The following is an 11,774-nucleotide window of genomic DNA, read 5'->3' as shown; positions in this document are numbered from 1 at the left end:
GCGAGGACGACGATCAGGATGATCAGGACGATCGCCAGGACCGCCGCGCCGGCCAGGCCGGACTGATAGGTGTGGTAATAGCCGGCGATTGCGGTCAGGTCCTGGGGGTCGAGCCGCAGGCTCTTGATCAGGTCGAGCTGTTTTGGGACGGCCGCCGACAGCTCGGCCTTGACCTCGGCGATCACCGACTTGGGCGCGCCCAGTTCTTTGGCCCGCCGTTCGATGGAGGCCAGGAAGGTCGCCTTGAACTCGGTCAGGTCGATCACCAGCGTGGGCTGCGGTTGGGGGTCCTTGACCAGGCCGTAGAGCTTCGGCAGGATGATCTGGACCTGCGACCGGAGAAGCTCAGGGGTGGCCGCCTCGGCGACCGCCTCGGCCATGATCTTGGCGGATTGGTCGGTGGCGCCTTCGGTCAGTGACTTCACGGCCAGGTCGCGGAAGGTCTGGTAGGCCCCGGCGCGGTCGAGGCCGCCGATGACATAGCCGGGACTGAGCACGGTTCCGTTGAGTCCAAGGGCGACTTCGACCACGACCAGGTCCACCAGGAGGACCAGGAGGAATACGGTCAACAAGAGGGCCCGGAGAAAACGCACCGGTCGTCCCCCCTAAAGTGGCTTACGCCCAAAGACTACCACATCCGGCCACCGTCCGGAAGAGATTTCGGGCGAGATCTCATAGGCACAGTGCCAAGTGGTAGAAGACCTCTGAGCCGGCCACCCCGTCGACGGTCGACCCGGCCTCCCTCTGCAGACGCCTGACGGCGGCTTCGGTCATCGGTCCGAAAAAGCCGTCCTCCTCGCCACTGAACAAGCCGGTCTGGGTGAGCGTCTTCTGGAGGGAGTAGACGTCGTGGCCCTTCCGCCGCCGGCGGAGGGTCCGCCCGCCGTAACCGCTGAAGACCCAGAGCGAGTCATAGGTCTCCGGCCCGGCCGTACCGGTCACCGGGACCCCGGGGTTCAGCCCCTGGATGGCCTCCTGATAGGCCAGCAGGGCCTGGGTGGTGCGGAGATCGAACTCCCCGTCCGGGGAACGCCCGAGGATACGGGCGAAGCTTGACCCGCTGGCCACCAGCCGGTTCTGGAGGATCCGGACGTCGTTGCCGGTGTCCCCCTCGGCCAGCGGGCGGCTCCCGAATTCCGGCCCGTTGACGAGGTATCCCCCGGTCAGGTGACCCAGGGCGTAGTAGGTCTTCGGTCCGGCAAACCCATCGCCGTCCACCTCGAACAGGGCCTGCAGGCGCTGGACCGCCCTGGCCGTCTCCGACCCATAGAGGCCGTCGGTGGGGACCTCCCCATGGACCGTTGGGCTGGCGTTGCACAGGTGCTGCAGGATCTTCACGTCGGTCCCATGAAGGCGGGGGACGGTCAACCGAAGGATGCGGCTGCCGAACGGGAAATAGGTGAGGGCGTCGTCGAGGGCTGCCACCGGACTCCTCCCCCTGGCGCGATACCTGTCCATCGGCCCGTGGGTGGCCCGCGGGGCGCGGCCGGCCGCGGACGCCTGGTCTGCCCCATCCTATTCCCGCTGCGTGACAAGGGTGAGGTTGCATAACAAGGTGGCGAGCGGTTACGAGAAGGCCCGCCGGCAATCCGGCGGGCCTTTGTGTCTGGGTCGCGGAGCAGGAACGCGTTCCGCGGCGTCACCCGATCCTAGGTCCTCAGGAGCCCCCTCGACAGCCACGGCCGATGGACCTCGACAGCTTTCTGTGGGCATAGCTCCTGACAGCAGAAGCAGCGGATGCACCGGCCCAGGTCGACATGGGGGCGGGCGGCGCCCTTCTGATCGCCCCGGCCATCCGCGGCCACCTTCCGCATCTCGATGGCCTTGGGCGGGCAACTCGTGAAGCAGTCGGCACAGCCGGTGCATAGGTCGTGGTGAAAGACGGGTCGGGGGCTGATGGCGGTGCGAATGGCCCGATTCAGGGGCCCCGGCAGGCGGTTCTGGACCGACTGAATACCGCCCGTCCCGGGCAGGACGAAGTCGTGCAGGCGGACCTCATCGAGCGGCGCGCCGAGTATATTGACATCTTCGATGCGGGCCGGGAGCCCCCGCCGGCCGGCCGCGGCGATGGTCGGGATCCTTCCGGGGTCGTGGCCCACGGCGGACACGGCGGCGACATCGAGGGCGAATGGGTCCGGACTGGCGATGATCAAGCCGACCGGTCTGATCCGCCCGGCCGACGGCCCCGGCCCGTCCATGCCGACGACGGCGTCCATCACCGTCAGGGCCGGCCTGACGCAGAGGGCCAGGTCGACCAGCATCCCGGCGAAGTCCTCCAGCCTTGGCAGGCGGACGTGGTATTCAACCTTTCCCATCCCGGGGATGCAGCCGAAGAGGATCTTCACCGCCCCGGTATAGGCGGTCAGGCCGTGGGTCTTCAACTTCGGCATGGCGATGACCACGTCGGCGTCCAGGACGGACCGGGTGAGGCTGAAGCTCTTGAACAAAGCCCCGCCGGCGAAAGACCGGGTGGCTTCGCCGAAGTCATCGTTGAGGGCGGCCCCCGTTCGTCGGGCGACCTCTTCCATCCCCGTGACCCGGTACATCTGGGTCATCCGATGTCCGGTGTACGGCCCGGCCGGGCTGTCGCCGATGACCGGTCTGCCCCCCGCCGCCTGGACCAGCTTGACAACGGCCTCAACGACGGCGGGGTGGGTGGTCACCGCTTCTTCCGGCTTCTTCCGGGACAGCAGGTTGACCTTGATGAGGACCCTCTGCCCCGGTTGGACATAGCGCCCCATCCCGCCGACGAGCCGAATGCTCTCGGCCACGGCGGCGTCGACGGCCGCCTGGTCATAGGTGCCGCACCTGACAATCGATACTGGCGGGTGGGTCATCAGCTTTCATCTCCAGGTGGCGGGTGTCTCGCGGGTGGCCGACGAGGACTATGCCCCGCTCGGCGCGTTTCTACCCTTTGGCCACGGTGTAGCCTTCCCGGACCCGCTCGGCTGCGTCGTCCGAGACCAGCAGGTCAAGGGCGGTCATGGCGATGGCCTTGGCCGCCGCGACGACGACGTCGGCGGCCGCCGCGGAACCCGCCGCTCGGCAGAACGCCTCGGTGTGGTAGGCGACCTCGGGCGGGACGAGAGCGAAGTTGCCTTCCTCCATCGGCACGACGTGGCTGACGTTGCCCAGGTCGCTGGAGGCCGGGGTGACCGTGCCGGTGAGGTCGCGAACAGTCAGGCCCAGCCTCTCCATGTTCGCCCTCATCAGGTCGGAGAGCGGCGGGCAGGGCAGGATGTCGGCGTATTCCAGCCCCTGTTTGACCTCCAGGGTGGCACCGGTGGCCAGGGCCCCGGCCCGGGCGCAGTTGACCACCTTCTCCGCCACCTCGGCCAGGTAGTCGACCTTGGCCGCACGGACGGCGAAGCGGGCCTCGGCCAGTTCGGGGATGATGTTCGGCGCCGTGCCGCCCTTGGTGATGATCCCGTGGATCCGGACGTCCGGCTTGACTTGCTGCCGCAAGGCGTTGACCCCGTTGAAGGTGGCGATGACCGCGTCGAGGGCGTTAATCCCGTCGTGGGGCGAGGCCGCCGCGTGGGCCGGTCGACCACGGAAACGAAAGGTGAAGGGACGGACGGCCAGGCATGAGCCGCCGACCGCGTTCTGCTGGCTCGGGTGCATGGCCAGGGCCGCGGTCAGCCCGTCGAAGAGACCGGCGCCGGCCATGAGCACCTTCCCCCCGCCGCCTTCCTCGGCCGGGGTCCCGAAGACCTTCACCGTCCCGGTCACCTTCCCCGCTTCCAGGGCGCGCCTGACGGCCAAGCCGGCCCCGACCGCCGAGGCGGCGATGAGGTTGTGCCCGCAAGCGTGACCCATCTCCGGCAGGGCGTCGTATTCGGCCAGGATGCCGACCGTCCGGCCGGCACGGTCGGATACCGCGCCGGCGCCATCGCCCCCGCCCCCTTCGGCCGCGGCTTCGGCGACGAAGGCTGTCTCCAGGCCGGCCGCCTCCCGGGAAACCTTGAACCCGTTAGCCTCGAGGATCCGGGTGATCAGTCCGACCGCCCGCCTTTCCTCGAAGCCCAGCTCCGGGTGGGCGTGAATGGCCATGGCTAACTCTGCCAGGGTCGCCCTGGTCTCGTCCACCGCCCGGCAGGCCAATTCTTTCAAGGCCGCCAGATCATCGTTGGCCGTCTTTATCAGGGTAGGCACCTCCCAGTGCAAGGCCGCGGCCCCTCTCGGGACCGCGGCCGTTCGTTCATTCCCAGCCCCAGGCCTCGCCGAGGGCCCACTCAAAGCCCTCGGGGTAGTACGCCCCGTGGAAGGGCTCGAGCCGGTAGCGGCCTCGGTAGGACCGCCCGCTGATGAGTCTGAGGGCATCGACCAGCCGGTCGACGTCGCCCCGGTCGTTGTATATTCCGAAGCTGGCCCGGACCATCCCCGGCAGGTTCGTGCGGTCGTGGCGAAGGATCTCGTCGCGGCGCCGCTTGGCTTCGTCTTCCGGCACCGCCAGCAGCTTCAGCAGGTACGGGTGGGCGCAGAAGCAACCGTTGCGGACGCCGACCCCGGCCTCATAGGCGAGGACCGCGGCGACGAGGGCGTGCGGGGTGTCCCCCAGGTTGAAGGAAATGACCCCGAGCCTGCCGCCGACCTCATCCGGGTCGGCCGAGCCGTAGACCCGCAGCCCGGGGATGTCGGCCATCCTCTCCAGAGCATAGCGGGTCAAGCTCTTCTCGTGCTCGGCCACCTGGTCCATCCCGATGTCCTTGAGGACCAGCATGGCCTTGGCCATGGTGACGGCCCCGGCGACGTTGGGCGAGCCGGCTTCCTCTTTATCCGGCAGGCCGGTCCAAGCGACGCTGTCGACGGTGACGATGTCCACCGTTCCCCCGCCGACCAGGTCCGGGTCGCCGCTGAGGAAGGTCGACTTCGGCCCGATGAGGGCCCCCGTCCCATAGGGGGCGTAAATCTTGTGCCCCGAGAGGACCAGATAGTCCAGGTGGGTCGGGTCGTCGTCGGGCCGCATGTCGACCCGGCGGTGGGGCGCCAATTGAGCCACGTCGACGAGGATCTTGGCCCCGTATCGGTGAGCCAGCGCGGCCAGTTCGTGAATCGGGTTGGTGAAGCCGGTCACGTTCGAGGCCCCGGTGACGGCAACCAGCTTGACCCGCCCTTGGTGGCGCTTCAACTTCTCTTCGAGGTCCTCGGGGATGAGGGCTCCACGCCTGTCGACCTCGACGTAGTCCATCGGCCCGGTCCGCCGCCAGGGGAGGTCGTTCGAATGATGCTCCATCCCGGTGGCGATGACCAGCCCGTCTATCCTCGCCATCCGGTGGGCCAGCTTGTTCACTGCCTCGGTGGCGTTCTTGACAAAGATGACCGTGTTGTAACGGAGGTCGGCGCCGAGGAAGTCGGCGACGATCTCGTGGGCCTCGTCATAGGCCTTGGTGGCCACCCGCGATTTGTAGCCGGCCCCCCGGTGGACGCTGGAGTACCACTCCATGAACTGGTTCAGCTTGTCGAGGACGGGTCGGAGCGGCGGCGTACTGGCGGCGTTATCGAGGTTGACGTAGGGGACGGCCCGCCCGTCCAGGAGCGGCACGGGCCGGCCCACCCCGACCACCAGCGAGCGGGCGTCCTCGATCCGGTAGCGCAGCGTAGTCGCGGCCATTGAGTATCGTATCCCCCCGCTGCATTATTCGGCCCGTGAAGCGGTCAACCCTGCTTCTCCCCGATGGCGAAGAGGCATTGGCCGTCTCCGTCGAGGAGGTTCTTCCGATGGACGCAGGACAGCCCGCCGTAGCTCTCGTACTTGGCCTGATCGACGCCGCAGTAGAGGCGGCCCAGTTCGGCGGAGCCCTTCTCGAGCCAGACGGCGGCCAGGGGGCAGTGGGTCACCCGGGGGCGGGCCACGCCTTTCTCGTCGAAGGCCCATTCCGTCTCCCAACCATACTTGGGGAGGTCGGGGACCTTCTCGAAGTTCTCGGCCGTCAGGGGCAGGCCCATGGCCAGGACCCTCTGGCGGACCATCTCGCCGCACTCGTTTCCGTAGCGCTTGATCGACTCGCGGAGGATCTCCTTGGCCTGGTCCTGGCCCAGTCTCTCGACGAGGACTTGGCCGATGTGGTGGTACATCATGGCCATCCGCCGGGCCATCAACTTGACCTGTTCGGTGGCCTCTTCGACGGTGACCGTCCCTTCCGCGGGGGGACGCTTCTCATCCATCGTTGTCAGTCCCCTTTCGGCAGTTCCTCAGCCAGGTGGCAGGCGACCAAGTGGCCGCCGCCGAGGTCTCTCAAGGCCGGCTCGTCAGTCTTGCACCGCGCCATGGCATAGCGGCAGCGAACGTGGAAGCGGCAGCCCGCTGGGGGATCGGCGGGACTCGGCACGTCGCCTTCGAGGATGATCCGCTTCGACTTGGCTTCCGGGTCCGGCCTGGGGATCGCCGAGATGAGGGCCCGCGAATAGGGGTGGGCGGGACGACGGTAGAGGTCGGCCTTGTCGGCCAGCTCGATCAACTTGCCGAGGTACATCACCCCGACCCGGGTGGAGATGTGCTTGACCACGGAGAGGTCGTGGGAGATGAACAGGTAGGTCAGGCCGAACCGAGCCTGCAGTCGCTCAAGCAGGTTGAGGACCTGCGAGCGGACGGATACGTCGAGGGCCGAGACGGGCTCGTCGCAGACCACGAACTTCGGGTTCAGGGCCAGGGCCCGGGCGATCCCGACCCGCTGGCGCTGCCCGCCGCTGAGTTCGTGGGGGAAGCGCCGCAGGTAGTTCTGGTCCAGGCCGACCACGGCCAGGAGTCCTTCGACCCGCTCGACCCGCTCGTGCCCACGGGCGGCCCGATGGACGAGAAGGGGCTCAGCGACGATCTCGCCGACCGACATCCGCGGGTTGAGCGAGGCGTAAGGGTCCTGGAAGACGACCTGGGTGTCGTGGCGGAACCGGCGCAGGGCGGCCCCGCCGAGCTTGAAGACGGGCTGCCCCTCGAAGAGGACCTCGCCGGAGGTCGGCGGAATGAGCCCGAGGATCATCCGGCCGGTGGTCGTCTTGCCGCAGCCGCTCTCCCCGACCAGTCCGAGGGTCTCCCCGGCGGTGACCGTGAAACTGACCCCGTCGACGGCCTTGATCGCCCCGACGGTCCGGGCGACGACCCCGTCTCTGACCGGGAACCACTTCTTGAGCTCCCTGACCTCGACCAGCGGCACCGCGCTCACGAGGCTGCGCCCCCCTTCGCCTGCAGCCAGCAGCGGACAGACCGCCCCGACTCACCCGCGGCCGCCGGCTGAAGCCCGGTTGAGACGGCCGGCTGAAGCCTGGTGAGGGCCGGCGGCTTGGTCCGGCAGATCTCCATGACCTTCGGGCAGCGGTCGGCGAACCGGCAACCGGGGGGCAGGTCGAGCAGGCTCGGCACGGTACCCTCGATCGCATAGAGCGGCCCGGCGGCCGCTTCGAGCCCGGGGATGCTGGCCAGAAGTCCTTGGGTATAGGGGTGAAGCGGCTCCTTGAAGAGTGACCGGACGTCGGCCTCTTCGACCACCTGACCGGCGTACATGACCGCCACTCGCTGGGCCATCTCGGCGACGACGCCGAGGTCGTGGGTGATGAAAAGGATCGACATCCCGAGGCGTTCCTTGAGCTCCTTCATCAGCTCGAGGATCTGGGCCTGGATGGTCACGTCGAGGGCCGTCGTCGGCTCGTCGGCGATCAGCAGCCGGGGCTCACAAGCCAGGGCCATAGCGATCATCACCCGCTGGCGCATGCCGCCGGACATCTGGTGCGGGTAATCGTCGACCCGCCGCTCGGGCATGGGGATGCCGACCAGGTGGAGCATATCGACGGCCCTCGCCCGGGCCCGGGCCTTGTCCATCCCCTGGTGGAGACGGAGCGATTCGGCGACCTGGAAGCCGACGGTGTAGACCGGATTCAGCGAGGTCATCGGTTCCTGGAAGATCATCGAGATCTGGTTGCCGCGGATCTTGCGCATCTCCTCGGCGCTGGCCGAGAGGAGGTCGCGGCCGTCGAAGAGGATCCGCCCGCCGGTGATCCGTCCGGGCGGGTCGGGGATGAGGCGCAGAACGGACAGCGAGGTGACGCTCTTCCCGCAGCCGCTCTCGCCGACGAGGCCGAGGGTCTCGCCGCGGCCGAGGCGCAGGGAGACGCAGTCGACCGCCTTGACCACACCGTCACCAGTGAAGAAGGACGTCTCGAGGTCCCTGACCTCGAGCAACGGTGCTTCGCTCATGCTCTCACCAACCTTCAAAGGGCATCGGGCCTTTGGGCCCGGTCGGTCGTCAGGTGATTCCCTTCACCGGCCGGAAGTCGACCTCCCGAGCCGGGTCGTAGCGGAGGGTGGAGCGGTCAAGGGGGACACCGCCCTGGATGACCAGGTCGATCCGGCGCGAGTCGCCGATGCGCTCGGCCGGGTCGCCGTCGACGACGATGACGTCGGCGGCCAGCCCGGGGGCCAGGGTTCCCCACTTCGACTCGGCCCGAACGAACCTGGCGGCGTTGCCGGTGGCGCAGGCGATCGCCTCCACCGGCTCGAGTCCCGCCTCGACCAGCAGCTCAAGCTCACGATGGAGCCCCTCCCCCTGGAAGTCGCCGGGGTAGGGGGCGTCGGTCCCGGCCACCAGGAGGACCCCCGCGTCGTGAAGGGCCTTGGCGTTCTTCAGCCCGACCTCGAGGCGGCCGACGGCGGCCGATTGCCCGGCCGAGGGGTCGGCGATGGCCCTGGCCGCGTAGGCCCGGAGCTCCTCGAAGACATACGGTGGCGTCGTGTCGGCGATGATCGGCTCCTTCAGGAAGGCCAGGTCGCGCAGGCGACGCCGGGAGAAGGCCTCGAAGACAGTCAGCGTGGTCAGCTGGCCGATCTTCATGGTGCGCATGTACTCGATCTCCCGCTCGGTCATGGGTTCGAAGGAATCAAGGTGGCCCCAGGCGGCGATGCCGGTGCTCTTCATCAAGTCATAGGAGCCGTTGGAGTACCAGGCGTCGAGGATAACCGGAAGGCCGTGCGACGCGCCCTCACGGACGAGGGCCTGCAGGTGGACCGGGGACAGCTGGGAGTACGCCTTGAGGGCGTCGACGCCGGCCGCCTTGAGCTGGGCGACGACCGACGGGATCTGGGCGACCGAGGTGATCACCCGGGAGAGCGGGAACCAGAAGGGGTCGGGGCCGTCGAGGAGCGGTCCGACGGTGTGGACCCGCGGGCCCGGGATGCGCCCGGCCTCGATCTCCCGGCGGACCTGGATGATGAACGGGAAGACGTTGCCCACGTCGAAGACGGTGGTCACGCCGGCGTAGAGGAAGGCGTTGAGGTAGCGCTGGAAGCCCAGCATCTCGCTGGACTCGCCGTCCCAGCCGCCGCACAGGTGGACGTGCATGTCGGCCAGGCCCGGCAGGACGCCCTTCCGAGCACAGTCGACGACCCGGTAGCCGGCCGGCAGGCCGACCCGGGCCCGCGGGCCGGCGGCCTCGATCAGGCCGTCGCTGATCAAGACGACCCCGTCCGGCACCGGCGGGGCGCCGGTGCCGTCGATGAGCTTTCCGCCGACGAGGGCGATTCGCTCGGGCTTCCGCCCGCTGGCCTCGTTTCCGAGCAGCCCGTTCATGGTCATCCCTCCCACCTCAGATCGACTTGACCCAGAGGTCGCGGATGACCTCTCCGACCTTGACCGGCTCGACCCGGGTGTCCCCGTCGACCACGGTCAGGCAGGCCAGTTGGGGCTTGCCGTTGATCCTCATCGTGCAGCGGCCGCACGTGCCCCGCTTGCAGTTGACGAAGAAGGCCAAAGTCGGGTCAAGGTTCTCACGGATGTATTCGAGGCAGTCGCTGACCCGCATCTCTCCGTCGAGGAGCACCTCGTAGGTCTGGAAACGGGGGGCCTCGTCGCGCTCCGGGTCGAAGCGGAAGCACTCGAGCTTGATCGTCCTGACGGTCCTGGCCTCGGCGTGGTCGGCGGTCGCCGATTGGTTGGTGGTCTTCATCGTCGGCACCTCACTCATCCCTCTTCTGGCCGGGTTCTTCGGCGACGATGGACAGCGAAGCCGTGGCCACTCGCTTGGCTTGTTCGTAGGTCATCCGACCCTTGGGCGGCTCGATGGTGGTCACCACGACCGGGGTCTCCTTGAGGACGGCGCGGTCGCCGGACCGGCTGATGACGATGTTGCAGAGCCAACGATCGTTGTCCATGACCACCGCGTCCCGCCGGTAGTGGGAACCCCGGCTCTCCTCACGGTGTCGCGCACCGGCCGCGCTCAGTTTGAGGACCTCGACCAGGTTTCGCAACTGGAGAGCTTCCGCCCATTCGGTGTTGACCAGCCGCGACTTGGCGCCGGTCAGGGTCAGACGCGGCAAGTCTTCCCGCTCGATCTCGGTCAGCTCGGTCAGCGCCTGGTCCAGTTCATTGCCGTCCTTGACGATCCCGATGCCGCGGGCGGCGATGTCCTGGATCTTCCGCTTGACCTCATAAGGGGCCGGTCCCCCCTCGCTCGCCAGCGGCGCGAGGACCCGGGTCTTGACCGCGGCCACCTGGTCGCGGTCGACGGCGGCCAGGCCGGCGGTCTTGGCGAAGCGCCCGGCCGTCCGGCCGGCGATGCGCCCGTGGATGACCGCCTCGCTGACCGCCGAGGAGACCCGGCTGGCGCCCCACAATCCGCCGGTGCACTCGCCGGCGGCGAAGAGACCGGGGACGTTCGCCCGGCCGTCCTCATCGGTCCGGATGCCGCCCATCATGTAGTGCATCAGGTTGCCGACCTCGAAGGCGCGGCCCTCGAAGGCCTCCCTGGCGACCTTCGGGAAGCCCTCCTTGAACTGGATGCTCCCCTGGGCGTACTGGGCGACGGCCTCGACGGCGGCCTCGTACTCCTCGCGGGTCGTCCCCTCGAGGGTGTAGTAGACCCCGCCGTGGGGGGTCCCGCGGCCGGCCCGGACCTCGAGGGCGGTGGCCACGGAGACGATCTCCTTGGTGCTCCGCTCGAGCATCCGCGGGTCATAGCGCTGCATGAAGCGCTCCCCGTTGGCATTGAGGAGCCTACCCACGCCGCACTCGGCCAGGACGTAGGTGAGGTAGCTGTTCCGCAGCGACGGCGGCCAGATCAGGCACACCGGCATGGCCTGGACCATCTCCATGTCGATCAACTCGGCGCCGGCGCGATAGGCCATCGCCTGGCCGTCCCCGGTCAGGTCAGTCGAGGCCGAGTTGATGGACCAACCGTTCTGCCAACCGCCGGTGGCGATGACCACGGCCCTGCAACTGATCACGGTGATCCCGCCATAGCGCTGGTCGACGGCGACGGCCCCGCAGACCACCCCGTCGTTGGTCAGGAGGTCGACGACCATGTGGTCCTCGAGCCATTCAGGCGGGTTCGCGGCCAGACCACGTCCGAGGGCCTTGAGCAACTCCTTGCCGGAGGTGTTGATTCCCCGTACGTACTTCTGGGAGTGGGCCTCCTCGAAGGAGTAGACCTTCATCCCCCAGTCGATCAGGTCGCGGGTGGCCGGCGGGTTCTCGCGGACGTAGGCCTCGACCATCTTCTGGTTGTTGAGGTAGAGGCCGTCGGCGACGATGTCCCGGAAGAACTGCTCGGGGCTGTCGCGGCGGTCGCCGGGAAGGCCGATCTCGGCCGCGCTCAGCCCGTCGATGGTCAGGTCGGCGGCGTTGGCCGTCGGGGTCGCTCCGCCCTTGGCGAAGCGGCTCTTAGTGACGACCAGCGTCCTGACCCCCTCGGCCATGGCCGAGATGGCCGCCCGGGCCCCGGCCGCGGCGGCCCCGACGATCAGGACGTCGGTCTCGATATAGCGATCAGTGGCGTCGTTGCGCACG

11 protein-coding genes are annotated in these 11,774 nt (G+C 68.4%); all 11 read right to left on the bottom strand.

The window, feature by feature from the left end; translation table 11 throughout:
- Positions 1-593, bottom strand: a 593-nt coding sequence (locus VGL40_05255) for a hypothetical protein (GenBank protein HEY3314675.1), incomplete at its 3' end; no start/stop codon positions are given.
- Positions 594-672: 79 nt separating this feature from the next.
- Complete coding sequence (locus VGL40_05250; protein HEY3314674.1) at positions 673-1,425, bottom strand: peptidoglycan-binding protein; 753 nt, start codon at positions 1,423-1,425, stop codon at positions 673-675.
- Positions 1,426-1,649: 224 nt separating this feature from the next.
- Positions 1,650-2,837 (bottom strand): DUF362 domain-containing protein, encoded by a 1,188-nt coding sequence (locus VGL40_05245; GenBank protein HEY3314673.1) that lies wholly within the window; start codon positions 2,835-2,837, stop codon positions 1,650-1,652.
- 70 nt (positions 2,838-2,907) lie between these two features.
- Complete coding sequence (locus tag VGL40_05240; GenBank protein HEY3314672.1) at positions 2,908-4,155, bottom strand: M20 family metallopeptidase; 1,248 nt, start codon at positions 4,153-4,155, stop codon at positions 2,908-2,910.
- Positions 4,156-4,201: 46 nt separating this feature from the next.
- Positions 4,202-5,614 (bottom strand): aminotransferase class V-fold PLP-dependent enzyme, encoded by a 1,413-nt coding sequence (locus tag VGL40_05235; GenBank protein ID HEY3314671.1) that lies wholly within the window; start codon positions 5,612-5,614, stop codon positions 4,202-4,204.
- 44 nt (positions 5,615-5,658) lie between these two features.
- The gene (locus VGL40_05230) at positions 5,659-6,168 is read right to left on the bottom strand and encodes an L-2-amino-thiazoline-4-carboxylic acid hydrolase (GenBank protein ID HEY3314670.1); all 510 of its coding nucleotides are present in this window, start codon (positions 6,166-6,168) and stop codon (positions 5,659-5,661) included.
- A 5-nt stretch (positions 6,169-6,173) separates the two neighbouring features.
- On the bottom strand, positions 6,174-7,163 hold the full coding sequence (locus VGL40_05225; GenBank protein HEY3314669.1) for an oligopeptide/dipeptide ABC transporter ATP-binding protein: 990 nt from the start codon (positions 7,161-7,163) through the stop codon (positions 6,174-6,176).
- A complete protein-coding gene (locus VGL40_05220; protein HEY3314668.1) occupies positions 7,160-8,191 on the bottom strand; it encodes an ABC transporter ATP-binding protein in 1,032 nt (343 codons plus the stop codon). The genes VGL40_05225 and VGL40_05220 overlap by 4 nt, the downstream gene beginning before the upstream one ends.
- A gap of 49 nt (positions 8,192-8,240) precedes the next feature.
- Positions 8,241-9,560, bottom strand: a complete 1,320-nt coding sequence (locus tag VGL40_05215) for an amidohydrolase family protein (GenBank protein HEY3314667.1) — start codon at positions 9,558-9,560, stop codon at positions 8,241-8,243.
- 16 nt (positions 9,561-9,576) lie between these two features.
- Positions 9,577-9,936 (bottom strand): 2Fe-2S iron-sulfur cluster-binding protein, encoded by a 360-nt coding sequence (locus VGL40_05210; GenBank protein ID HEY3314666.1) that lies wholly within the window; start codon positions 9,934-9,936, stop codon positions 9,577-9,579.
- Between the two features lie 10 nt (positions 9,937-9,946).
- On the bottom strand, positions 9,947-11,773 hold the full coding sequence (locus VGL40_05205; GenBank protein HEY3314665.1) for an FAD-binding protein: 1,827 nt from the start codon (positions 11,771-11,773) through the stop codon (positions 9,947-9,949).
- Position 11,774: the final 1 nt, after the last annotated feature.

This window comes from Bacillota bacterium, from assembly GCA_036504675.1.
Classification (GTDB): Bacteria; Bacillota; Sulfobacillia; order JAJYWN01; family JAJZPE01; genus DASXUT01.
Note: the sequence above shows the minus strand (reverse complement) of the source record. Positions and strands in the feature narration are given on the sequence as shown.

Coding starts and splice junctions, on each gene's coding strand:
- VGL40_05235 (HEY3314671.1), bottom strand. CDS start 5,614: ATGGCCGCGACTACGCTGCGCTACCGGATCGAGGACGCCCGCTCGCTG.
- VGL40_05215 (HEY3314667.1), bottom strand. CDS start 9,560: ATGAACGGGCTGCTCGGAAACGAGGCCAGCGGGCGGAAGCCCGAGCGA.
- VGL40_05210 (HEY3314666.1), bottom strand. CDS start 9,936: ATGAAGACCACCAACCAATCGGCGACCGCCGACCACGCCGAGGCCAGG.
- VGL40_05220 (HEY3314668.1), bottom strand. CDS start 8,191: ATGAGCGAAGCACCGTTGCTCGAGGTCAGGGACCTCGAGACGTCCTTC.
- VGL40_05245 (HEY3314673.1), bottom strand. CDS start 2,837: ATGACCCACCCGCCAGTATCGATTGTCAGGTGCGGCACCTATGACCAG.
- VGL40_05230 (HEY3314670.1), bottom strand. CDS start 6,168: ATGGATGAGAAGCGTCCCCCCGCGGAAGGGACGGTCACCGTCGAAGAG.